The sequence below is a fragment of the Pseudonocardia sp. C8 genome (assembly GCF_014267175.1).
In the GTDB taxonomy this organism is placed as follows: Bacteria; Actinomycetota; Actinomycetes; order Mycobacteriales; family Pseudonocardiaceae; genus Pseudonocardia.
Window position 1 is genome coordinate 5,285,089 of record NZ_JACMTR010000002.1, and the last position, 22,907, is coordinate 5,307,995.

The 22,907-nt window shown below is 73.6% G+C and carries 23 protein-coding genes and 1 tRNA gene; 16 read left to right on the top strand and 8 right to left on the bottom strand.

The features are described from left to right. Window positions 1-5: 5 nt before the first annotated feature. Both H7X46_RS25165 and H7X46_RS25170 read right to left on the bottom strand, forming a co-directional pair. Window positions 6-1,328, bottom strand: coding sequence for an MFS transporter (locus tag H7X46_RS25165; protein WP_370588954.1), 1,323 nt, complete (start codon window positions 1,326-1,328; stop codon window positions 6-8). Between the two features lie 218 nt (window positions 1,329-1,546). Next, on the bottom strand, window positions 1,547-2,209 hold the full coding sequence (locus H7X46_RS25170) for a GntR family transcriptional regulator (protein WP_370588955.1): 663 nt from the start codon (window positions 2,207-2,209) through the stop codon (window positions 1,547-1,549). A 90-nt stretch (window positions 2,210-2,299) separates the two neighbouring features. Here H7X46_RS25170 and H7X46_RS30965 point away from each other — a divergent pair, with 90 nt between their 5' ends. The 3 genes from H7X46_RS30965 (at window position 2,300) to H7X46_RS25185 (ending at window position 5,352) form a co-directional block, all read left to right on the top strand. Further along, entirely contained in the window at window positions 2,300-2,788 is a 489-nt protein-coding gene (locus H7X46_RS30965) for a GNAT family N-acetyltransferase (RefSeq protein ID WP_186361713.1), read from the top strand. 208 nt (window positions 2,789-2,996) lie between these two features. After that, window positions 2,997-3,398 carry a helix-turn-helix transcriptional regulator gene (locus tag H7X46_RS25180; RefSeq protein WP_186361714.1) on the top strand — a complete coding sequence of 134 codons (402 nt, stop codon included), beginning with the start codon at window positions 2,997-2,999 and terminating at the stop codon, window positions 3,396-3,398. Then, the gene (locus H7X46_RS25185; RefSeq protein WP_186361715.1) at window positions 3,391-5,352 is read left to right on the top strand and encodes a cation-translocating P-type ATPase; all 1,962 of its coding nucleotides are present in this window, start codon (window positions 3,391-3,393) and stop codon (window positions 5,350-5,352) included. The genes H7X46_RS25180 and H7X46_RS25185 overlap by 8 nt, the downstream gene beginning before the upstream one ends. A gap of 719 nt (window positions 5,353-6,071) precedes the next feature. Here the strand turns inward: H7X46_RS25185 and H7X46_RS25190 are convergent. Together H7X46_RS25190 and H7X46_RS25195 are read right to left on the bottom strand one after the other, a co-directional pair. After that, window positions 6,072-6,157 (bottom strand) — tRNA-Ser (locus H7X46_RS25190). Between the two features lie 31 nt (window positions 6,158-6,188). Next, the gene (locus H7X46_RS25195; RefSeq protein WP_186361716.1) at window positions 6,189-6,902 is read right to left on the bottom strand and encodes a class I SAM-dependent methyltransferase; all 714 of its coding nucleotides are present in this window, start codon (window positions 6,900-6,902) and stop codon (window positions 6,189-6,191) included. Between the two features lie 84 nt (window positions 6,903-6,986). Here H7X46_RS25195 and H7X46_RS25200 point away from each other — a divergent pair, with 84 nt between their 5' ends. Continuing rightward, window positions 6,987-7,862: an AraC family transcriptional regulator gene (locus H7X46_RS25200; protein WP_255426215.1), complete on the top strand. Its 876-nt coding sequence runs from the start codon at window positions 6,987-6,989 to the stop codon at window positions 7,860-7,862. A 99-nt stretch (window positions 7,863-7,961) separates the two neighbouring features. After that, the gene (locus H7X46_RS25205) at window positions 7,962-8,894 is read left to right on the top strand and encodes a neutral zinc metallopeptidase (protein WP_186361717.1); all 933 of its coding nucleotides are present in this window, start codon (window positions 7,962-7,964) and stop codon (window positions 8,892-8,894) included. 1 nt (window position 8,895) lies between these two features. Here the strand turns inward: H7X46_RS25205 and H7X46_RS25210 are convergent, their stop codons facing one another. Then, window positions 8,896-9,579, bottom strand: a complete 684-nt coding sequence (locus H7X46_RS25210; protein WP_186361718.1) for a GNAT family N-acetyltransferase — start codon at window positions 9,577-9,579, stop codon at window positions 8,896-8,898. Window positions 9,580-9,635: 56 nt separating this feature from the next. Here H7X46_RS25210 and H7X46_RS25215 point away from each other — a divergent pair, with 56 nt between their 5' ends. The 6 genes from H7X46_RS25215 (at window position 9,636) to H7X46_RS25240 (ending at window position 14,975) form a co-directional block, all read left to right on the top strand. Then, entirely contained in the window at window positions 9,636-10,628 is a 993-nt protein-coding gene (locus H7X46_RS25215; protein ID WP_186361719.1) for an NAD(P)H-quinone oxidoreductase, read from the top strand. 34 nt (window positions 10,629-10,662) lie between these two features. After that, window positions 10,663-11,220, top strand: coding sequence for a bacterial proteasome activator family protein (locus H7X46_RS25220; RefSeq protein WP_370588957.1), 558 nt, complete (start codon window positions 10,663-10,665; stop codon window positions 11,218-11,220). 85 nt (window positions 11,221-11,305) lie between these two features. After that, window positions 11,306-12,175 carry an ABC transporter permease gene (locus H7X46_RS25225; protein ID WP_186361720.1) on the top strand — a complete coding sequence of 290 codons (870 nt, stop codon included), beginning with the start codon at window positions 11,306-11,308 and terminating at the stop codon, window positions 12,173-12,175. Window positions 12,176-12,180: 5 nt separating this feature from the next. Beyond that, on the top strand, window positions 12,181-12,945 hold the full coding sequence (locus H7X46_RS25230; protein WP_186361721.1) for an ABC transporter ATP-binding protein: 765 nt from the start codon (window positions 12,181-12,183) through the stop codon (window positions 12,943-12,945). Continuing rightward, the gene (locus tag H7X46_RS25235; RefSeq protein ID WP_186361722.1) at window positions 12,942-13,859 is read left to right on the top strand and encodes a glycosyltransferase family 2 protein; all 918 of its coding nucleotides are present in this window, start codon (window positions 12,942-12,944) and stop codon (window positions 13,857-13,859) included. Before H7X46_RS25230 ends, H7X46_RS25235 begins: the two co-directional genes overlap by 4 nt. A 165-nt stretch (window positions 13,860-14,024) precedes the next feature. Further along, a complete protein-coding gene (locus tag H7X46_RS25240) occupies window positions 14,025-14,975 on the top strand; it encodes a type IV toxin-antitoxin system AbiEi family antitoxin domain-containing protein (protein WP_186361723.1) in 951 nt (316 codons plus the stop codon). A gap of 103 nt (window positions 14,976-15,078) precedes the next feature. Here the strand turns inward: H7X46_RS25240 and H7X46_RS25245 are convergent, their stop codons facing one another. Continuing rightward, on the bottom strand, window positions 15,079-15,531 hold the full coding sequence (locus H7X46_RS25245; protein WP_186361724.1) for a GtrA family protein: 453 nt from the start codon (window positions 15,529-15,531) through the stop codon (window positions 15,079-15,081). 177 nt (window positions 15,532-15,708) lie between these two features. Between H7X46_RS25245 and H7X46_RS25250 the strand changes: the two genes are divergently transcribed. The 5 genes from H7X46_RS25250 to H7X46_RS25270 are packed head-to-tail and all read left to right on the top strand — an operon-like array spanning window position 15,709 to window position 20,291. Next, on the top strand, window positions 15,709-16,920 hold the full coding sequence (locus H7X46_RS25250) for an ABC transporter substrate-binding protein (protein ID WP_186361725.1): 1,212 nt from the start codon (window positions 15,709-15,711) through the stop codon (window positions 16,918-16,920). Next, window positions 16,917-17,807 (top strand): branched-chain amino acid ABC transporter permease, encoded by an 891-nt coding sequence (locus H7X46_RS25255; RefSeq protein WP_186361726.1) that lies wholly within the window; start codon window positions 16,917-16,919, stop codon window positions 17,805-17,807. Before H7X46_RS25250 ends, H7X46_RS25255 begins: the two co-directional genes overlap by 4 nt. After that, window positions 17,804-18,826: a branched-chain amino acid ABC transporter permease gene (locus tag H7X46_RS25260; protein ID WP_186361727.1), complete on the top strand. Its 1,023-nt coding sequence runs from the start codon at window positions 17,804-17,806 to the stop codon at window positions 18,824-18,826. The genes H7X46_RS25255 and H7X46_RS25260 overlap by 4 nt, the downstream gene beginning before the upstream one ends. Beyond that, window positions 18,805-19,593 (top strand): ABC transporter ATP-binding protein, encoded by a 789-nt coding sequence (locus tag H7X46_RS25265; RefSeq protein WP_222131432.1) that lies wholly within the window; start codon window positions 18,805-18,807, stop codon window positions 19,591-19,593. Before H7X46_RS25260 ends, H7X46_RS25265 begins: the two co-directional genes overlap by 22 nt. Then, window positions 19,590-20,291 (top strand): ABC transporter ATP-binding protein, encoded by a 702-nt coding sequence (locus tag H7X46_RS25270; RefSeq protein ID WP_186361728.1) that lies wholly within the window; start codon window positions 19,590-19,592, stop codon window positions 20,289-20,291. Before H7X46_RS25265 ends, H7X46_RS25270 begins: the two co-directional genes overlap by 4 nt. 112 nt (window positions 20,292-20,403) lie before the next feature. Here H7X46_RS25270 and H7X46_RS25275 read toward each other — a convergent pair whose 3' ends face one another. Beyond that, window positions 20,404-21,006 carry a DUF1707 domain-containing protein gene (locus tag H7X46_RS25275; RefSeq protein WP_186361729.1) on the bottom strand — a complete coding sequence of 201 codons (603 nt, stop codon included), beginning with the start codon at window positions 21,004-21,006 and terminating at the stop codon, window positions 20,404-20,406. Window positions 21,007-21,035: 29 nt separating this feature from the next. Beyond that, window positions 21,036-22,853: a hypothetical protein gene (locus H7X46_RS25280; RefSeq protein WP_186361730.1), complete on the bottom strand. Its 1,818-nt coding sequence runs from the start codon at window positions 22,851-22,853 to the stop codon at window positions 21,036-21,038. Window positions 22,854-22,907: the final 54 nt, after the last annotated feature.

Sequence of the window (22,907 nt, forward strand, 5' to 3'; positions counted from 1 at the left end):
GGGGGTCAGGACGCCTCGAGCGGGCTCGCCGGCACCTGCTCGGGGGCGGTGCGGGCGAGCTCGTCGACCCGGGCCCGCTCGGCGGGTCCCCAGGTCTCGCGGGTCAGGACGGTGGCGATCACGCCGCAGACGCCGTAGAAGGTGATCAGCACGGCCGGGCCGGCCCAGCCGTAGCCGGCGAACAGGGCCGTGGCGACGAGCGGGGTGAAGCCGGAGACGACCGCCGAGAGCTGGTAGGCCAGCGACGCGCCGGTGGTGCGGGTGCGGGCGGCGAACAGCTCGGAGAACCAGGCGCCCTGCACCCCGGCCAGCATGTTCTGGCAGACGGCGTAGCTGACGACGAACGCGGCCACGATCGCCAGTGCGGTCCCGGTGTTGACGACCAGGAACAGCGGCACGCCCCAGGCTGCGGTGACGGCGGTGCCCAGCAGGTACACCGGCTTGCGGCCGATCCGGTCGGTCAGCGCACCCCAGAGCACGGTGGCCGCGATACCCACCGCGGAGGCGATCATCGTCGCGGTCAGGGTGGTGGTGCGGTCGGAGATGTCCTCCGAGGTCAGGTAGGACACGACGAAGGTGATGGTGACCGCGTAGCCGGCGGTCTCGGTCGTCCGCAGGAAGAACGCCCGGACGATGTTGCGCCAGTCGTCACGCAGCACCTCGAGCAGCGGGTTCTTCGAGACCTCGCCCTCGGAGCGCAGGTCCTCGAACTCGGGTGACTCCTCGACCTTCAGCCGGATCACGATCCCGACGACGATCAGCACCGCGGACAGCAGGAACGGCACCCGCCAGGCCCACTGCTCGCCGAGCGGGACGCTGGCCAGGAACGCGAGGTTCGCCAGGAGCAGCCCGACCGGGAACCCGGCCTGGGTGATGCCGGTGTAGAGCCCGCGTTTGCGCCAGGGGGCGTGTTCGAAGGTCATGAGGATCGCCCCGCCCCACTCGGCACCGAAGGCCAGGCCCTGTACGACCCGGACGGCGACGAGCAGGAAGCCCGCCCAGACCCCGATCTGCTGGTAGGTGGGCAGCAGGCCGATCAGCACGGTCGCCACGCCCATCAGGAGCAGCGACCCGACCAGCACCGGCTTGCGGCCGATCCGGTCGCCCAGGTAGCCGCCGATGATGCCGCCGAGCGGGCGGACCGCGAAGCCGATGCCCAGCGTCGCGAACGACAGCAGGGTCCCGGACAGCGGGTCCTCGGCGGGGAAGAACACGGTGTTGAAGTACAGGGCCGCGGCGACACCGAAGCCGATGAAGTCGTAGGTCTCGATGGTGGCGCCGATCGAGGAACCGATCGCGACCCGCTTGCGGGCCTCGGTTCCCTCCACGGGATGCCTCCCCGCCGGGGCGGCGGGCGCGTGCCGTTCAGTCATGGTGATCTCCGCTGATCGTGAGGACTCGCCGAGGAGGTCGCGCGCATCCACCATCCCCAACAGTCGGCTGTTAACAGTCGACGTACAGAGATAGTGACGGCGGCTCTGTTGTCTGTCAACAGTGAGTTCGGATGTGCGCGGCCCGGCTTCCTCGACCCCTCGCGGGGGTGGTGTCAGCCCGTGATCTGGCCGGCGAAGTGGTCGGCGGCCGAGGCCATGTGCGACTCGACGATCGCGACCGCAGAGGCCGTGTCCCCGGCCTCGATGGCGTCCACGATCGGGGCGTGCCGGTCCCCGGCCATCATGACCGGCGAGTTCTCCGGGCCACCGTTCATGATCGTGACCCGGATCCGACCCTCCAGGTGCCGCCACGAGTCGACCAGCATCGTGTTGCCGGACTCGCGGCACAGCAGCAGGTGGAACCCGAGGTCCGCCTCGACCCGGGCGGCGAAGTCGTGCTCGGTGCCGGCCAGCGCGGCGACGGACCCGCGCAGCGCGGCGACCGAGCTCGCCCGGTGGTCGGAGGCGATGATCTCCGCGACGGCGAGACCCTCGAGCGCCGCGCGGACCCGGAACAGGTCGCGCACCTCCCCCGCGGACAGCCGGTTCACGCGCAGCATGCCCCGGGCACCGGCCGTGACCAGCCCCTCCTGCTGGAGATGGCGCAGGGCCTCGCGGACCGTCCCGCGGCTCACCCCCAGATGGGAGGCGAGTTCGACCTCGCCCAGGTGGTCGCCGGGCCGGTAGCGTCCCGTGACGACCGCGGTCCGCAGCGCGTCGAGGGCTCGCTCGCGCAGCGTCGTCCGATCCAGGCTCGCCAGCGGTTCCAGGGTCACCGATTCCTCCTCGCGCCGAGTCAAGGTTACCTGTCGACTGCCGACACAGGTACGGGCGCGATCACGGCCCTGCGCCGCTAGCGTGCCGTCGTGCCGAGGATCGCGCCGTACACCGGTGAGCATCGCGCTGCGGTGCTCGAGCTCTCCCTGCGAGCCTGGGAGCCGGTCTTCCCGCGGACCCGGGAGGCGGTGCCCGGCTTCGTGTACGAGTCGTTCTACCCCGCAGGCTGGCGCGCCCGGCAGCTCGCGGACCTGGCCGCCGTGCTGGACGGCGAGCCGCAGAACGTGGACGTGGCGCTCGTGGACGGCACCGTCGCGGGATGGGTCTGCACCCGTCTGCACCCCGAGGACGACATGGGCGAGATCCACGTCCTGGCCGTGGACCCGAGGTTCCAGCGGCGAGGCATCGGCACGGCGCTCGCCGCCCACGCGTTCGGCCGGGTGCGGGCCGCCGGCCTGCGGATGGTGATGGTCGAGACGGGCGACGACCCGGGCCATGCGCCGGCGCGGGCCGCGTACGAGGCCCTCGGCTTCGCCCGCTGGCCGGTCGCCCGCTACTTCAAGCACCTCCGCGAGTAGGTCCGCGACGGTGTCGGCACGGCCGGGCACGACCGGGCCACCGACCTGCTCGCAGCCGTCTGCGGCCGGGCTGCGTTGCTGGACCGCCTCGACGGTCCGGCGTGCGATCCTGCGGTCCCGGGCCCGGCGGGCGACCACGACGGGATCCGGCTGATCTGCCGGCCGGTCATGCCCCCGATCCATCGCCATCCGCTGTTAGCATCGCCGTATGGCGATGAATAGCGCGGAGGGATGCCTGGCGTCGAACCTGCCCGCCGCGAGCCTGGACCCGGCCGTGGCGCTGTTCCACAGCCTCTCGGACGCCACCCGGCTGGCGATCGTGCAGCGCCTGGCCGGTGGGGAGGCCCGGGTCGTCGACCTGATCGCCGAGCTGGGACTGGCCCAGTCGACGGTGTCGGCACACGTCGCGTGCCTGCGGGACTGCGGGCTGGTCCGGGGACGCCCGCAGGGCCGGCAGGTCTTCTACAGCCTGACCCGCCCGGAGCTGATGGACCTGCTGGCCGCCGCGGAGACGCTGCTGGCCGCGACCGGCAACGCGGTCGCGCTGTGCCCGAACTACGGCACCGGCACCGGTACCGCCGGGGCCCCGGAGAGACTGCCCAATGAGTGACGCCTGCGGATGCGGCGGCGACGAACACGAACCGGACCGTCCGTGGCAGGTCACCGAGCTCCGCGCGGCGGCGGTGGCCGGCGTGCTGCTGGTCGCCGGGTACACGGCCGAGTGGTCCGGCGCGGGGCCGCTGCCGGTGCTGGCCCTCAAAGCGCTGGCCCTGCTGGCGGGCGCCTCCACGTTCGTGCCGACGACCCTCCGGCGTCTCGTCCGGGGCAGGATCGGGGTCGGCACGCTGATGACGATCGCCGCGATCGGCGCGGTGTTGCTGGGCGAGGTCGGCGAGGCCGCGATGCTGGCCTTCCTGTACTCGATCAGCGAGGGCCTGGAGGAGTACTCGCTGGCGCGGACCCGCCGGGGGCTGCGCGCCCTCCTGTCGCTGGTGCCCGACCAGGCCACGGTGCTGCGCGGAGGCCGCGAGGTCGCACTGGCCCCCTCGGAGCTGCGGGTCGGTGACCGGATGCTGGTCCGGCCCGGCGAGCGGGTCGCCACCGACGGGGTGATCCGGGCCGGACGCACCGCACTCGACGTCTCGGCGATCACCGGTGAGTCGGTCCCGGTCGAGGCCGGCCCCGCCGGCGAGGTGTTCGCCGGGTCGATCAACGGCACCGGTGTGCTCGAGGTCGAGGTCACCGCCACCGCCGAGGACAACTCGCTGGCCCGGATCGTGCGCATCGTCGAGGCCGAGCAGTCCCGCAAGGGCGCCGGCCAGCGACTCGCCGACCGCGTCGCGAGGCCCCTCGTCCCCGGGGTCATGCTCGCCGCCGTCCTCATCGCCGGGATAGGCAGCCTGCTCGGGGACCCGCTGACCTGGATCGAGCGGGCCCTGGTCGTGCTCGTGGCGGCTTCCCCGTGCGCGCTGGCGATCTCCATCCCGGTCACCGTGGTCGCCGCCATCGGCGCGGCCAGCAGGTCCGGCGTGCTGGTGAAGGGCGGCGCGGCTCTCGAAGCGCTCGGCCGGGTGCGGGCGGTGGCACTCGACAAGACCGGCACGCTGACGCGCAACCAGCCGTCCGTGGTCGAGGTCGCCACCGCCGACGGCGCCACCCGCGACCAGGTCCTGCACGTGGCCGCCGCCCTGGAGGCGCGCAGCGAACACCCCCTGGCCCGGGCGATCCTCGCCGCCGTCGACACCGACACGATCACGCCGGCCGCCGAGGTCGAGGCGGTCACCGGGGCCGGGCTGGCCGGCCAGGTCGAGGGGCGCACCGCCCGGCTGGGTCGCCCCGGCTGGCTCGAACCCGGCCCGCTGGCCGCCGACGTCGACCGGATGCAGCACGCCGGAGCCACCGCGGTCCTCGTCGAGAACGACGGGGTGGTCATCGGGGCCGTCGCCGTCCGTGACGAGCTCCGGCCGGAAGCGAGCGAGGTCATCACCCGGCTGCACGCCGGCGGTTACCACGTCGCGATGCTCACCGGCGACAACCACGCCACCGCCACCGCCCTGGCACGCGAGGCCGGCATCGACTCCGTGCACGCCGAACTGCGCCCGGAGGACAAGGCCCGCATCGTCAGCGAGCTGCGGCGCGAGCGCTCCACGGCGATGGTCGGTGACGGTGTCAACGACGCCCCCGCCCTGGCCACCGCCGACCTCGGCATCGCCATGGGCGCGATGGGCACCGACGTGGCCATCGAGACCGCCGACGTCGCCCTCATGGGCGAGGACCTCCGCCACCTGCCGCACACCCTCGACCACGCCCGCCGAGCCCGGCGCATCATGCTGCAGAACGTCGGCCTCTCCCTGGCCATCATCACCGTCCTGATGCCGCTGGCCCTGGTCGGCGTCCTCGGCCTCGCCGCCGTCGTCCTGATCCACGAGGTCGCCGAGGTCGTGGTCATCGTCAACGGGGTCCGCGCCGGCCGGGTCACACCCCTGCCCGGCGAGACCCGCGCGCTCCCGAGGCGGTCCGGCCGGCCTCCACCCGCCGATCGGAACGCCGGCGCGATCCACTGAGCCGGCGGCTCCCCGGGGTGGCTGGCGCACGGAGCTCGACACTCCTGCGCCATCACGGTCCGCCCGGCGCTGATCAGCGCGTTTCGGCCGTGCCGGGGGCAGGTTCGTGCGTGTCGATCGCCGGCCGCGGGTCGACCAGCACGCTTCCGCCGCACCCGGGGCGAGATCGCGCGACTCGACCGCCGGCCGCGGGTCGACCAGCACCCTTCCGCCGCACCCGGGGCGAGGCCGCGCGACTCGACCGCCGGCCGCGGGTCGACCAGCACGTTTCGGCCGCACCCGGGGCAGGTTCGTGCGTGTCGATCGCCGGCCGCGGGTCGACCAGCACGATTCGGCCGCGCCCGGGGCGAGATCGTGCGTCCCGACCGCCGGCCGCAAGTTGACCAGCACGTTTCCGCCGGGCGCGGGGCGGGTTCGTGCGTCTCGACGGTCCGCCGGGCGCTGATCAGCGCGTTTCGGCCGGGCCCAGGGCGAGATCGTGCGTCCCGACCACCGGTCACAAGTTGACCAGCACGTTTCCGCCGCGCCGGGGGCGAGATCGTGCATCCCGACCGACGGTCGCAAGTTGACCAGCACGCTTCCGCCGCACCCGGGGCGAGATCGTGCGTGTCGCCGGTCGCGGGGCGATGAGCATGTTTCACCGGTGGGTTGCGGTCAACTGGTGAGGCCAACGGCACGACCGGCCACCAGTCATGATCGCCGATCATGCCTCTGACCTGTGGCGGAAGCGGGGGGATTCGAACCCCCGGTCCTTTCGGACGCCCGCTTTCAAGGCGGGTGCATTCGGCCGCTCTGCCACGCTTCCGCTGGGCAGGGTAACGCGTGCGCCGAGGCCCTCAGCGATCCGCGCGGTAGTAGGTCACCGCGCCCATCCGGGTGCGCCCGTGGCCCACGACGACCGGCTCCGCGAACCCGGCGTCGGCCAGCACCTCGAGCACCGGGCGCGGCTCACCGTGCCCCCCGTGGCCGTGTCCGTGGCCGTGCCCGCCGTGGCCGTGGCCGGACCCGAAACCCAGCCGGCGCGCCGCCGGATCGAGCCGGTTCAGCAGCGAGAACGCCCGGTGCAGCACGTTCATCGGCCCCCCGGCGCGCGGGTCGACGTCCATGTCGACGAGGTGCAGGCTCCCACCCGGCGCGAGCACCCGCCGTACTTCCCGCAGCGCCGGGACCTGCTGGTCTGCGGCCAGGTGGTGCAGCATCAGCGAGGACAGCACCCGGTCGACGCCGGCGTCGGCGTAGGGGAGGTCCTCGGCCCCGCCCTCGTCGAACCGCACGTCGAGACCCTCTCCTGCGGCCTTGCGCCGGGCGATGCCGAGGGCCTCGGCGTCCGGGTCCAGCCCGATCACGGTCGCCCCGGGCACGGCCCGCTTCGCGCGCAGCGCCACGTTGCCGGTCCCGCAGCCGATCTCCAGCACGGTCGCGCCGGGGAGGATCCCCGCTTGCGCGACGAGGCGCCAGTACATCCCGGTCGCCCCCATCAGGGCGGCGAAGCCGTCGTAGCCCGGGAGCAGCCGTGGGTGCACGAGCGCGGGCAGGTAGTCCGTCGACATGACGCCTCCGTAGGACGAAAATCGTGTACTGACACCAGCGTCCGGGCGCGCTGACCTCTGCACAATGAAGGAACTTCCGTGAAGATGGGACGATCTTCCGATGTCCCGCTGATGCGGTTCGCGCACTCGCCGACGCCGATCGCCGTCGAGCACGTCACCGGGGCCGGGACCACCGGCGATCCACGGGCACGCGGGGTGCACGCCCACGACTTCCTCACCCTGCACTACGTCGTCGACGGCCGCTGGGCCCGCCGGGTCGACGGCCGGATGTGGGAGGGCACGGCAGGGGACGTGCTGGTCGTCGCGCCGGGAGCCGTGATCGGTGCCGCCGACGACGCACCACCGTCGTCCGGGGACGCGTACACGGTGCTGTTCCCCGCGGAGGCCGTCGACCCCGGCGCCGCCACGCCGCTGGCGTCGTGGCACGGGCATCCGCTGCTGGCGCCGTTCGTCGGTGGCCATCGCGGCGGGGCGCAGCGCCTCACCGTCCCGGTGCCGGACCGGCCGGGCTGGCTCGACCGGCTGCGCGCGCTGGACGCCGAGCTCACCGACCGCCGTGACGGCTACGCCGAGGCCGCCCGGGCCCATCTCACCCTGCTCCTCGTGGCGCTCGGCCGGCTCCAGGAGGACGTGCCGGCCGAGGCGGCGGACCCGCTGCTCGCCGCGGTGTTCGCGCTGGTCGAGGACCGGTTCCGGGAGCCGGTCTCGCTGCGCGACGTCGCGGCGGCGCTCGGGCTGACCCCGGGACACCTGACGACCGTCGTCGGCCGGGCCACCGGGCGCACCGTCCAGCAGTGGATCACAGAGCGGCGGATGCGCGAGGCCCGGCGGCTGCTGGTCGGCACCGACCTGACGGTGACCGAGATCGGCCGCCGGGTCGGGTACCGCGATGCCGGGTACTTCGTGCGCCGCTTCCGCGCCGCGCACGGGACGAGCCCGGCGGCGTGGCGACGCGGCTGAACGGACTTCGGCGCGTCCGGCCGCCCGCCGGTCGAGTCCGGGGTGTGGCCCGGCACGGGTTGTGGTGGGATCTTCCCGATTCGTTCGGGGGAGGTCGGGGTGCGGTTCGACGAGAACGCCCAGCTGGACACGTCCGGTGTGGACGACCTGCGCGGCTCCGGCGGCGGCGGAGGAGGCATCGGTGGCCGGGTCGCGGGCGCGGGCGGCGGGCTCGGCGTCGTCGGCGTGATCATCTACCTGCTGCTGTCGAACTTCGCGGGCGTCGACCTGGGCGGGATGACGGCCGGCGGGGGCTACCCGAGCCTCGACCAGGTCGGCGCCGGCCAGACCGCCGACAGCTCGTCGCTGGCCCAGAACTGCGCGACCGGCGCGTCCGCGAACAACTCGACCGACTGCCGGATGGTCGCCGTGGTGAACTCGCTGGACGACTTCTGGGCGGGCCAGTTCTCCTCGGGCTTCGTGCGGCCGCGGACGAACTTCTTCTCCGGCGGTGTGAGCACCGACGGGTGCGGGTCCGCGACTTCGGACACCGGGCCGTTCTACTGCCCGGCCGACTCCGAGATCTACATCGACCTCACGTTCTTCGAGGAGCTGCAGACCCGGTTCGGCGCCCAGGGCGGCCCGTTCTCGCAGGCGTACGTGATGGCGCACGAGTACGGCCACCACATCCAGAACCTCCTGGGCACCAACCGCCGGGTCGGCAACGACACCGGCCCGACGTCCGGCTCGGTCCGGCTGGAGCTGCAGGCCGACTGCTACGCCGGCGTCTGGGCCCACCACGCGACGACCGTCCCCGGTGACTCCGGCCGCCCGCTGATCACCGAGCTCACCCGGGCCGACATCGACGCGGCGCTCGACACGGCCGAGAAGATCGGCGACGACCACATCCAGACCCAGCTCGGCGGCGGCCAGGTCGACGAGTCGCAGTTCTCCCACGGCAGCTCCGCCCAGCGCGAGCGGTGGTTCACCACCGGCCTCGACACCGGTGACCCGCAGGCCTGCGACACCTTCGCCGCCCGCGACCTGGGCTGACTCAACGAGGCGGGTCCGCGGCGAGGAACCCGGCCAGCTCCGCCGTGTAGCCCTCGACCCGCAGCTCCCAGCCCGGGCGGACGAACGCGCCGGCCGTCAGGAGCAACCGGTGCTCCACGACCCGGGGACCGCGGGCGACGGTGAGCGCCGTCCCGTCCGGCCGGTACCCGAGCCGCCGGGACACGCGCGCGGAGCTCTCGTTGCCCTCGAGGTAGGCCGACCGGGCGGTCGTCGCACCGAGCCGGTCGAAGGCGAACGCGAGCACCGCGGCCCGCATCTCGGTGCCGTAGCCGCGCCGCTGGAACCGTCGTCCCAGGTAGGAGCCGGTGCGCACCTCGCGGAGCACGTCGAACCGGGTCGCCGCGAGCTCCTGGAGCCCGGCCACCTCGCCGTCCACCCGCACGATGAAGTGGATCGACCAGTCCTCGGGTGAGCACGCGGCCCGCCTGCCCCACAGGTACTGGGCCATGCCGCGGCCGAGGTAGCGCGGATCGGCGTCGGTCCAGGGCATCGCGAACGGCATCTCGTCGGCCGGGTGGACCCCGGCCGCATGGACCGTCACGACGAGCTCGCGGATCGACGGGTCGTCGTCGGGCCGCAGTTCCAGGCGTGGGGTGCGCAGCACCAGGCCGTGCAGCGGCCACGGATCCGGGACCGGGTCGATCGGGGCGGGCAGCCGGCTCACCCCTCCGGAGGCTGCCGGATCGCTTCCGCCGGCGCGACGCAATACCGTCCGGGGTCATGAAGGCGATCACCTTGGCGGAGTACGGCGGTCCGGAGCAGATGGCCTGGGAGGAGGTCGCCGACCCGGCTCCGGCGGCGGGCGAGGTCGTGATCGACGTCGTCGCGTCCGCGGTGAACCGGGCCGACCTGCTACAGGTCCAGGGCAACTACCCGGTGCCGCCGGGTGCCTCGGAGATCCTCGGCCTGGAGTGCTCCGGGCGGATCTCCGCGCTCGGTGAGGGCGTGACGTCCTGGAAGGTCGGCGACGAGGTCTGCGCGCTGCTCGCCGGCGGCGGCTACGCGCAGAAGGTCGCCGTGCCCGCGCAGCAGCTCCTCCCGATCCCGGACGGCGTGTCGCTCGCCGACGCGGGCGGGCTGCCCGAGGTCGCGTGCACGGTCTGGTCGAACGTGTTCATGGAGGGCCGGCTCGCCGCGGGCGAGACGTTCCTGGTCCAGGGCGGTTCCTCCGGCATCGGCACGCACGCGATCCAGGTGGCGACGGCGTTCGGCGCCCGGGTCGCCGCGACCGCCGGGCACCCCGACCGGCTGCGGTTCTGCCGGGAGCTCGGCGCGGACATCGTGATCGACTACCACGACGACGTCGCCGAGGAGCTGAAGAAGGCCACCGACGGCCGCGGCGCCGACGTGATCCTCGACAACATGGGCGCCAAGGGACTGGCGAACAACCTGTCCGCCCTGGCCCGGGACGGCCGCCTGATGATCATCGGCATGCAGGGCGGGGTGAAGGCCGAGCTCAACATCGGCGCCCTGCTCGCCAAGCGCGGGCACATCTCGGCGATGGGCCTGCGTGGACGCCCGGTGGAGGGCCCGCACTCGAAGGCCGACATCGTCGCCGGGGTGCGCGAGCACGTCTGGCCGCTGTTCGCGGCCGGCACGGTCCGCCCGGTCGTCTTCGAGCGGTACTCGATGGCCGACGCCGCCGACGCGCACCGGCGGCTCGCCGACGGCGGCGTCGTCGGCAAGCTGCTCCTGCTGAACCCGGACGCCTGATCCTCCCTGCGGCCCCGGCCACGACCACGTCAGAATGGCGGCCATGAGCGACGAGCAGGGGACCCCGGACGAGCGGGTCATGGTGGTCGGCGCCGACGGCCGCCCGGTCGGCATGGCCAAGGTTCCGTCCTCCGACGAGGAGGCCGAGCAGCAGGGCCCGGCGGCGATGGTCGAGCAGCCGGCCAAGGTCATGCGGATCGGCACGATGATCAAGCAACTGCTCGAGGAGGTGAAGGCGGCCCCGCTGGACGAGGCGTCCCGCGAGCGGCTCAAGGAGATCCACGAGAACTCCGTGAAGGAGCTCGAGGAGGGTCTCGCACCCGAGCTGCGTGAGGAGCTTCACCGGCTCAGCCTGCCGTTCACCGCCGATGCGACGCCGTCGGAGGCCGAGCTGCGGATCGCGCAGGCCCAGCTCGTGGGCTGGCTGGAGGGGCTGTTCCACGGCATCCAGACGGCCCTGTTCGCCCAGCAGATGGCCGCACGGGCGCAGCTGGAGCAGATGCGACGGGGGCTGCCGCCGGGCACGGGCGCCGCCGGTGAGCACGGCGGGATCCCGGAGAACCTGGGCCGGGGCACCGGGCAGTACCTCTGAGACGCCTGCGACCTGCGGTTTCCGCGCGACCCGGCGGGGCCCTCCCCTGCCCGGTCGCGCGGAACCGTCTGAGTACCCTCGTCGGGTGGCCGTGACCGTGACCGACAACGAGCCGGGCGACGTCGTCGACCCGTCCGAGGTGTCGAGCCCGCGCAGCTGGCGCCGGGCGTTCGCGGATCTCGCCGCCGGCTGGCGCCAGCGGCCGCTCTGGGGCTACCTGGGCTGGCAGGACATCAAGCAGCGCTACCGCCGTTCGGTGCTCGGGCCGCTGTGGATCTCGATCAGCATGGGCGTGATCGCGCTCGGGCTCGGGATCCTGTACTCGGCGCTGTTCGCCATCCCGCTCGCGACGTTCCTGCCGCACGTCGCCGTCGGCCTGCTGATCTGGAACTTCGTCTCCGGCTGCATCCTCGAGGGCAGCGAGGTCTTCATCTCGAACGAAGGCCTGATCAAGTTCCTGCCCGCGCCGCTCAGCCTGCACATCTACCGTCTCGTGTGGCGGCAGACGCTGTTCTTCCTGCACAACCTGGTCGTCTGGGTCGTGCTGATGGTCGTCTTCCCGCATCCGCTGGGCTTCTCGACCCTGCTGGCGATCCCGGCGCTGGGGCTGCTCGCGGTCAACGGGGCCTGGGTGGCGATCCTGTCCGGGATCCTCGCGACCCGGTTCCGGGACATCCCGCCGATCATCGCGAGCATCACCCAGCTCGTGTTCTACCTGACCCCGATCGTCTGGTCGGTGGACATCCTGGAGGGCAACGAGGCCGCCAAGGAGCGCGCCGGCCTGGTCGAGTTCAACCCGGTCTTCCACTTCGTCGAGATCGTCCGCCAGCCGCTGCTGGGCCAGGAGATCGTCGGCCGGTACTGGCTGGTCACCGGCATCATCACGGTCGTCGGCTGGGCGGCAGCGCTCGTCTGCCTGCGCAACTACCGTTCCCGCGTCGCGTACTGGGTGTGAGCTCCGTGTCCGAACCCCGCATCCGGATCGACCGCGCCGCCGTCGACTTCCCGATCTTCGACGCGAAGACCCGGTCACTGAAGAAGGCCGTGCTCGGCAGGGCAGGCGGACGCATCGGCACCGAGGCCAAGGTGCCGATCATCGAGGCGCTCCGGGACATCACGATCAAGCTCGACCGGGGTGCCCGGGTCGCGCTGGTCGGGCACAACGGTGCGGGCAAGTCCACGCTGCTACGCCTGATGGCCGGCATCTACGAGCCCACCCGGGGCCGGTCCGCGGTGCACGGGAAGGTCGCGCCGATCTTCGACCTGGCCGTCGGGATGGACCCGGAGATCTCCGGGTACGAGAACATCATCATCCGCGGGCTCTTCCTGGGTATGACCAAGAAGCAGATGGAGGCCCGGATCGACGACATCGCCGAGTTCACCGAGCTCGGCGACTACCTCGAGATGCCGCTGCGGGCGTACTCGACGGGTATGCGGGTGCGGCTGGCGCTCGGCGTCGTCACCTCGATCGACCCGGAGATCCTGCTGCTCGACGAGGGTATCGGCGCCGTCGACGCCGAGTTCCTCGCCAAGGCGCGCGGCCGGCTGCACGAGCTGGTCGAACGGTCCGGGATCCTGGTCTTCGCCTCGCACTCCGACGAGTTCCTCGCCGATCTCTGCGACACCGCGCTGTGGATGGAGCACGGGATGATCAAGGAGTACGGCCCGCTGCGGGACGTCCTCGACCACTACAAGGGCCGGACGCCGTACGAGGGCACCGCGTGACCGCTCCGCTGCCGCCCGGCTCGGTCGTCGGCGTCATCGTCACCCGGCACCGCGCCGACCTGCTGGTCGACTCGCTGGCGGCGATGGCGAAGCAGACCCACCCGATCGCACACCTGATCGTCGTCGACAACGGGCCGGACCGCCCGGCCCGCGAGGCCGTCGAGGCGTGCCCGCTGCCCACGACCTGGCTGCCGTCGTGGACCAACCTCGGCGGCGCCGGCGGGTTCGCGCTCGGCATGCTGCACGCGCTCGCCCTCGGCGCGGAGTGGATCTTCCTGGCGGACGACGACGGCCACGCCGCCGACGAGTCCACCCTCGCGACCCTGCTCGACCTCGCCACCCGGCGCGGGCTGGCCGCCGTGTCCCCGGTGGTCGCCGACAAGGCCGACCCGGACCGGCTCGCGTTCCCGCTGCGGCGCGGGCTGACCTGGCACCGCACGCGCTCGGCGCTCCTCGCCGGCGACGGTGACCCGGAACTCCTGCCGGGCATCGCCTCGTTCTTCAACGGCGCGCTGTTCCGTGCCTCGACGCTCGAGGTCATCGGCGTGCCGGACCTGCGGCTGTTCGTCCGGGGCGACGAGGTGGAGATGCACCGCCGGATGGTGCGCTCCGGGCTGCCGTTCGGGACGGCGCTGCACGCGGCGTACCTGCACCCGTACGGGTCGGACGAGTTCAAGCCGATGCTCGGCGGGCGGCTGCACGCGCAGGACCCGGGCGACGCCGTCAAGCGCTACTACACCTACCGCAACCGGGGCTACCTGATGGCCCAGCCCGGGATGCGGAAGATCGGGCTGCTGGAGCTGCCGAGGTTCGCCTGGTACTTCCTGGTCACCAAACGCGACCCCCGCGGCTTCCGGGACTGGCTCCGCCTCCTGAACCAGGGCCGCGCGGAGCGCTTCCACCGCGCCCCCTGACCCGGCCCCGGACTGCTGCATCCCGTGTCGGCGTGCCGCACCTTCCCGGGAGGGTGCGGCACGCCGACACGGGGTGCAGCGCGAACTGTCCACAAGTGCGCCGAGTTGTCCACAGGGACGAGATCTACCGGTGCAGGTGCGGGTTTCCGGTGGAGTGTGGTCGGTGTGGACCTCGACTCGATTCCTCCCGGCTCCGACGAGCTGTTCCGGCGCACGGCGCTGAAGGACGCCGGGTTCAGCGACGCCGAGATCGACCAGATGCGCCGCAGCGGCCTGCTCGTCGCGGTCCGGCGCGGCGTCTACCGCCGTGCCGACGCCGCGGAGCTCGCGTCCACCGACGCCCACGTGCTGCGGTGTCGTGCCGTGATCCCGTCCCTCTCCCCGGACGCCGTGTTCCGCCACGTCACTGCCGCGATCTTGCTCGGCCTGCCCCTCTGGCTGGTGCCGCTCGACCGGCTCCACGTGATCCGCGACCGTCCGGGAGGCGGCCGGCTCCGTCCCGGGCTGCACGTCCACACCGCCCCTCTTCCCGACGACGACGTCGTGCAGCTCGATGGGATCCGGCTGACCTCCGCGGCCCGGACCGTCGCCGATCTCGCCCGGACCCTGCCCACGGAGCAGGCCTTGATCGCAGCGGACGGGGCGTTGCACCGGGCGGTGAAGGCGCGCCGCGCGAACCGCCACGATCCGGGCGCGACGACGAAGGACGAGGCGACCGCCGTGCTCGCGCGGTTCGCCGGTCGCCGTGGGAGCGCGGCGGCCGGGCGGCTGGTCGCCTCCGCGGATCCGCTGTGCGAAAGCCCGGGCGAGACCCGGAGCCGCTATCGCATGCACCTGGCCGGCCTGCCGCCCCCGGTCACCCAGTGGATCGTCCCCGGGACGGGCCACCGGACCGACTTCGCCTGGCCCGAGCTCGGGGTCGTGGGCGAGTTCGACGGCCGGATCAAGTACACCCGTGGCCTGCTCCGACCGGGCGAGACGCTGGAAGAGGTCGTCTGGCGGGAGAAGCGCCGGGAGGACGAGATCCGGGACACCGGCCGGACGGTCGTCCGGTGGGTCTGGAGCGAGATCGGTGAGGCGATGATCGCGCGGCTGCGCCCCCGGCTCGTCGGCTGACCACACCCGCCGCACCCCGTCTCGGCGTGTCGCACCCTCCTGGTGGGGTGCGGCACGCCGAGAAGGGGTGCGGCACGCCGGAGAGGCGGCGCGAAGAGGGCGGTCAGGCCTTGAAGACGACCGTGCGGAGCATCACGAAGTTGATCGCGGTGGCGGTGCCCTGGGCGACCAGCCAGGCCAGCGACTCGGCGTGCGGGAGCGTCTCCGGCAGCAGGCTCAGGACCAGGGAGTTCACACCGACGTTCACCGCGAACGTCGTCGCGTAGAGCGCCACGAACCCGGCGAAGCGGCCCTTGCCTCCCGTGCCGGCCGAGTCGAAGGTGAACCGCTTGTTGAGCAGGTACGCCGTCGTCGTGCCGAGGATGAAGCTGATCCCCTTCGACACCGGGACCCACAGGCCGAGGTTCAGCAGCAGGTGGTAGAAGCCGAAGTCGACGACGGCGGCCAGCGCGCCGATGACGACGAAGCTGCCGAGCTGACGGACGAGACCGTTGCGCGGCGCGGCGGCACCGTCGGGAGCCGGGCTCTCGGCCCGCGGGGGCTCGGTGGCGGTCACACGTCGAGGGTAACGGCGCGCCACGCGGCGCCCGACCCGGGCCCGCCGCAAGCCCGACCGCGATGCCCGGATTCGGAACTGTTGACCCCGTTCGTGTACCTCGACAGGATCAGGGCCCTCCGACACCCAGCTGTAGCACGTCGGTCCCACCACATCGTTCGACGAGGAGCGATCCCGATGGCGGAGTACACCCTGTCCCGGCGCGCACTGCTCATGCTTCTCGGCGCGGGTGCCGCCGCGCCCGCACTCGCGGCCTGCGGCAGCAGCGTCGGCGGCGGGTCCGGCTCCGGCGGCGAGGCGGGCGGGCCGGTCAAGGTCGGCCTGGTGATCCCGCAATCCGGGGTGTACGCCCCGCTCGGCACGGACATGCAGCGCGGCTGGGACCTCTGGCTCCAGCAGCACGGCAACCGGCTCGGCGGCCGGGAGGTCACCACCGTCGTCGCCGACGAGGGCGAGACCCCGCAGACCGGTGTCCCGGCGGTGCAGCGGGTGCTGCAGTCCGACCAGGTCGACATCGTGGTCGGGATCGTGAGCTCCGCGGTCGCGCTCGGGGCCGCGCCGCTGGTGAGCGAGGCCCGGAAGATCCTCGTCGTGGCGAACGCCGGCGCCGCCGACATCACCGGGAAGGCCCGCACGCCGTACGTCTGGCGGACCTCGTTCCAGAACGCCCAGGTCGCCGCCGCGGCCGGGCCCCACCTCGCGCAGCAGAACATCCGCGGCGGCGTGTTCCTCATCGCCCCCGACTACGCGGCGGGAACCGAGGTGCGGGCCGCCTTCAAGAAGGCCTACGAGGCCGCGGGCGGCCGGATCGCCGGTGAGGCCGCGCCGCCGTTCGGCACCACCCAGGACTACCAGCCGTTCCTCGCCCAGATCCGGCAGTCCGGGGCGGGCGCGGTGTTCTGCTTCTTCGCCGGCGCCGAGGCCGTGCGCTTCGTCAAGCAGTACGCCCAGTTCGGCCTCAAGAACTCCGTCCCGCTCTACGGATCGGGTTTCCTCACCGAGGGCGGCGTGCTGGACGCCCAGGGCGAGGCGGCGATCGGCGTCCGCACCTCGCTGTTCTACACCGACCGGCTCGACAACCCGGCCAACCGCGCGTTCGTCGACGCCTACCGCGGCGCGCACAACGCCGCCCCCACCTGCTACTCGGTGTCCACCTTCGACGCCGCCGCCGTGCTGGACCGGGCGCTGCGTTCGGCCCCCGCGCTGGACGGCGATGCGGTGAGCGCCGCGCTCGGCGGCATCGGGACGATCGAGGACAGCCCGCGCGGCCCGTGGACGTTCGACGGGCAGAACCCGCGGCAGATGATGTACCTGCGCACGGTCGAGGGCACCCCGGGCCGGCTCAGCAACGTCGTGACCGCCGAGCTGGGCGAGACGACGCAGGTATGACCGGGTGGATCGCGGCGAACCTGCTCAGCGTCCTGAACGGCCTGGCGATCGGCGCGCTGCTGTTCGTGCTGGCGGTCGGCCTGTCGCTGGTGTTCGGGATGATGGACGTGCTCAACCTCGCCCACGGCGCGCTGTTCCTCGCCGGTGCCTACCTCGCCGCCGCGCTCGCCGGTGGCGGCGCGTCGTGGGGGGCGTTCCTCGGCGCGCTGGGCCTCGCCGCGGTGCTCGGCCTGCTGGCCGGCGGCGCACTATCGGCCATGACCGAGCCCCTGCGCCGCCGGTCGCACCTGGACCAGGCCCTGCTCACCCTCGGCATCGCGTTGATCGTCGCGGAGCTGCTGCAGATCGCGTTCGGCGACGACCCCCTCGCCGTGCCCGCCCCGCCCGGGCTCGACGGTTCGGTGTCGCTGCTCGGGGCCGCCTATCCGGTCTACCGGCTCGTGCTGATCGGCGTCGGCGCGGTGCTGGCGGTCGCCGTCCACGTACTCGTCGAGCGGACCACGGTGGGGGCGCTGATCCGGGCCACGGTCGCCGACCGGGAGATGGTCGCGGCCCTCGGGGTCGACAACCGCCGGGTGAAGATCGCCGTGTTCGCGGCGGGCTCGCTGCTGGCGACGGTCGCGGGGGTGCTCGGCGGCCCGGTCTACGGGGCCAGCGTCGGGCTGGACTCGACCGTGCTGATCCTCGCGCTCGTCGTCGTGGTCATCGGCGGGCTCGGGTCGGTGCGCGGGGCGCTGGTCGGCGCCCTCGTCATCGGGCAGATCGAGACGCTCGGCCGGGCGCTGCTGCCCGACCTGGCGTCCTTCGTGCTGTTCGGCACGCTCGCGCTGGTGCTGGTGCTGCGCCCGCAGGGGCTGTTCGGCAGCCGGGCGGGGGCCGCCGCATGAGCGAGGCGTCACCGCGGACCGAGCTGCCGGGCGGTGCCCCGGACGGCGTGCCGGCCGGTTCCGGGCCGCCGCGCGCACCGCGGCGGTTCGTCGCCGTGCCGGTGGTCGCCGTCGTCGTCGTGCTGGCTGCGGTGCCGCTGTTCCTCGCCCCGTTCGCCACGACCACGCTGACCCGGCTGCTGGTGTTCGGCCTGCTGGCCGTCAGCCTGGACCTGCTGGTCGGGGTGACGGGCCTACCGTCGCTCGGGCACGCCGCCTACTTCGGGGCCGGCGCCTACGCCGCGGGCTGGGTGTCGATCCACGTCACGGCCGCGATCCCGGTGCCGCTCCTGGTCGGGGCGGCCGTCGGCGGGCTGACCGCCGCGGCGACCGGCTGGGTCGCGGTGCGCTCGTCCGGCGTGTACTTCCTGATGCTGACGCTGGCGATCGGGGAGGTGCTGGCCCAGGTCGCGCACAGCTGGGACGGCGTGACCGGCGGCGCCAACGGCCTGGCCGGGATCCCGGCCGCGCGGCTCGGCGCCGAACCGCTGGTCAACGCGGGACTGCTGTACTGGTACGTGCTGGCCGTCGGGCTGCTCGCGTTCGCGGCCGTGTGGCTGCTGGCGCGGTCGCCGTTCGGTGCGGCGCTGCGCGGGATCCGGGACAACGAGCCGCGCATGCGCGCCATCGGCTACCCCACCACGCTCTACAAGTACGGCGCGTTCGTCGCCGCCGGCACGGTCGCCGGCGCGGCCGGGTCGCTGCTCGCCGCCCAGCAGCGCCTGGTGACCCCGGCCGACCTCGGGTTCACCACGGCCGCGATCGTGCTGCTCGCCGTGGTGATCGGCGGGGTGGGGTCGCTGTGGGGCCCGGTCGTCGGCGCCGCGATCGTCGTGCTCGTCCGGGACGCGCTCGGGCCCGGCCTCGGCGGGCACGGGGAGCTGGTGCTCGGGATCGTGTTCGTGCTCGTGGTGTACCTGCTCCCCCGTGGCGCGGCCGGGCTGGCCACGCTGCACCCGTGGCGGAGGGGTCGCTCGTGAGCGCGCTGGCCTGCCACGGTCTGAGCCGGTCGTTCGGCGCGCTGCGCGCCGTCGACGACGTCGACCTGACCGTCGAGCCCGGCGCCCGGCACGCCCTCATCGGCCCGAACGGTGCCGGCAAGTCCACCCTGTTCCGGCTGCTCACCGGCCGGATGCGGCCCGACGCCGGCACGGTCCACCTCGGCGAGCAGGACGTCACCGGGCTCTCCGAGGTGCGCCGCAACCGGCTCGGCATGAGCCAGACACTGCAGCACGCGAGCCTGTTCGCCTCGCTCACCGCGGCCGAGACCGTCGCGCTCGCCGTGCGCCGGCACGGAACCACCGGTGGCGGGGCCCGGATCGTGCCCTGGCCGCGCCGGCAGCCCGAGGTCGACGCCCGTGCCGGCGAGCTGCTCGACCGGGTCGGGCTCGCCGACCGGGGCCGGCAGCCGGTCCCCGCACTCGCCCACGGCGAGCGCAAGCAGCTCGAGGTGGCGCTCGCGCTGGCCTGCTCCCCGACCGTCCTGCTGCTCGACGAGCCGGCGGCCGGGATGTCCCCCGCCGAGAGCGCCCGGCTGCTCGCGCTGCTCGCCGACCTGCCGGGCGAGGTGACGGTGCTGTTCGTCGAGCACGACCTGGACCTGGTCTTCGACCTGGCCGACCGGGTCACCGTGCTGCACCTCGGCCGCGTGCTGCTGACCGGCACGCCCGACGAGGTCCGGGCCAGCGACGCCGTCCGCGAGGCCTACCTGGGCACCGGCCGCCGCGAGGAGCTGTTCACCGGATGACCGCCGTCGACGTGCAGGCCCTGACCGCGGGCTACGACCGCAGCACCGTCCTCGACGGTGTCGACCTGTCGATCTCCACCGGCGGTGCGCTCGGCGTGCTCGGGCGCAACGGCGTCGGCAAGTCGACGCTGGTCATGACGCTGATGGGCCTGGTCACGCCCACGTCGGGCCGGGTGCTGCTCGACGACCGCGACGTCACCGGGCTGCGGCCGGACCTGATCGCCCGCGCGGGCGTGGGGCTCGTCCCGCAGGGTCGGCGGATCTGGGCACCGCTGACCGTCGCCGAGACCCTCGCGCTCGCCACCCGCGGCCACGGTCGGCGCTGGACCGTCGACGCCGTCCTCGACCTCCTCCCCCGGCTCCGCGAGCGCCGGGGGCAGCCCGCCGGGCAGCTCTCCGGCGGGGAGCAGCAGATGCTGGCGATCGCGCGGGCGCTGCTCACCGACCCGGCCGTGCTGCTGCTCGACGAGCCGTCGGAGGGTCTCGCACCGGCGATCGTCGACCAGATCGCGGCGCTGCTGCAGACGTTGCGCGGCGAGGGCGTGACGCTGCTGCTCGTCGAGCAGGACCTGCACCTCGCGTTCGCCGTGTGCGACGAGATCGCGGTGATGGCGAAGGGCCGGATCGTCCACCGGTGCACCACACCGGAGTTCCGGGCCGACCGGGCGACCGCGCACCGGCTGCTCGGGGTGGCCTGAGGCCCGGCGGTCGAGGGCCGAAGCAGCAGCACCGAGGCCCGGCGGTCGAGAGCCGAAGCAGCGGCACCGAGGCCCGGCGGTCGAGGGCCGAAGCAGCGGCACCGACTCCAGGTCAGAAGTTCCGGCCCGCGAACGTGTAGCGGGTCCGGACCGTCACCGACCCGGCCGAGGTCCGGCCGTAGACCCGGAAGTGCGGGCGGCCGTGCACCGACCGCGACGGCACCTTCGACCGGATCGAGCCGTAGCTGGAGACCAGCCCGTCGACGTCGGCGGTGGCGTTCTCCGGGACGAGCAGCCGGGCCGACCCCGCACCGAGCTCCAGCTCGACCTCGACGACGGGCATCGGCAGCTCGGCGTCGCAGAAGTCGAGCAGCACCGGCCCGATCGAGCACTGCACCCGCAGCCGCGGCGGCACGCTCCAGTTCCCCCGCCGCCGGATCCCGCCGACCCCGCCGCGCAGCACGGTCGGCGGCCCGACCGGGGTGGCGAGCACGTCGGCGCTGAGGTTCAGCGGGTCACCCGGCAGGTCGGACAGCACCGGCACCAGGTCGGAGCCGAACCGGGCCGCGTAGACGGTGGTCAGCCGCTCCTGGAGCTCCTCGACGGAGATCCGGCCCTCGGCCATCGCCCGGTGGAGCCGTTCGGCGACACGCTCGCGGTCGGCGTCGGAGATCCTGATCTCGCGACGCTCGCCGGGAAGCCGCGGGCTGGTCACGTACTCCAGGGTAGTCAACGCGGACCGGCTCAGCCGACGGGAGCGGAGGCGGGCAGCCGGAACAGCCACACCCCGCCGTCGAACCGGCCCGGGTCGCCGGTCACCCGCCGGGTCCAGTCGAGGACGCGGGCGTCGTCGCCGCCCTCGACGTCCCGGCCGGGCACCAGCACGACGGCGGTGATCCCGAGGTCGCGCAGCTCCCGGGACGCCCGCGCGGCGTAGTCGTCGCCGGGTTCGTTCTTGCCGTCGGCGACCCACCGGGCGCCGACCTGGTACAGGTTCCAGCGGGACTGGATCACCAGGTCGTCGTCCGGGTCGGAGGCGATGAAGTAGCCGCCGCGGATCCGGAACGCCGGCCCGGACGCGGCCTGCCAGCGCAGGCCCTGCGCGCCGTCGTTCCAGGTGGCGGTGACCCGCGGGTAGATCTCGACGACGTCGGCCGGCCCGAGCGCGCCGCGGGAGTCGGTGAAGAACGGCGGGACGGGCGCAGGCCGCACCTCCTGCGCGTCCGCGGGAAGCCAGCTGACCAGCGCGAACCCGGTCAGCGCGAGCGCAGCGACGGCGGTCGTCGGCGGCGTGAGCGGCATCCGGTCGATCCACATCGCGACGACAGCGGCCACGCACAGCGCGGTGACCACCTGGATCCGCACCGGCTCGATGTCCGACAGCAGCGGAACCTGCGCGACCCCCAGCCACGGCAGCGGGACACCGGTCTGCTGGCCGAACAGCACCACGCCGGTGCCCAGCGACGCCACCCAGGACAGCGCACCGACCACGGCCACGACCCGCAGTGCCGTCGACCGGACCACCACGACCGCGACGACCACCAGCGCCAGCATCGCGATCCCCACGTAACCGCCCTGCTCGCCGATGTGGCCGGCGAGGCCGTCCGCGGTGTCGTCGGGGGTGAACCGGACCGCCGTCATCCGGGTCGGGACCAGCAGGTTCGCGAGGTCGGCACCGGTGGCGTGCACGTTGCGGATCGCCGACCGCGGCCGGTCCGGCCCGGCCAGGACGAGGTAGAGCGGGTAGGCGCCGAGCACGACGAACACGCCGACGCAGCCGGCACCGGCACGGAGCAGCCCGGGCAGGTGCGCCCGGACCCGCCCGGGGAACCGCACCGCCAGCGCGACCGCCCCCACCACGAGGAAGATCACGCCGACGGCGAGGGTCTGGCTGTAGAGGACGAGCTGGCCGAGCAGGGCGAGCCCGGTCAGGCCACCGAGGCGCCACGGCCGTTCGAGGGGCCCGCGCCCGAACAGGTGGTGGGCCAGCAGCAGGAGCAGCGGCGGCAGCACCGACCAGGTGAGGTTGAGGTGCCCGGCGACCGCGTGCGCGAGGTGGAACGGGGAGAACGCGTAGAGCCCGCCGGCGATGCCGCGGGCGATCCGGCCGCGGGTGGTCGCGCCCACGTACGGGCGCAGCGCCACGGCCAGCAGCAGCCCGGACACGACCGGGCCGAGGACCACGGCGGCGTTGTACGCGGCCACCGGCCCGGCCGTCACGGTGACCGGGGCGAACGCGGCGGCGAGCAGCGGCACCGCGGTGTTCCACAGCACGTTCAGCCCGTGCGGCCAGTGCATCCAGTCGGTGAGCAGCGGGTTCTCGCCGTGCGCCACGGCGAACGGGAACCAGTTCAGCCACCAGGCGAACATGTCGGCGTCGGCGGTGACGTGCCCGATCAGCAGGCCGCCGGGGTCAGCGAGGACCCGCCGGTGCAGCCACAGCGAGACGAGCAGGTAGCCGAGGCCGAGCAGCCCGTACCGGCCGGCGGTGCGGGCCCGCGACCGGGGCCGCACCGCCGGGACGCGGGCGTGCCGGGGCCCGGACCGGGTTGCTTCCAGCATGGCCCTCCGGGCTCGTGAGTGGTTATCGCGGTCCCGGCCACGGTATCCACTCAC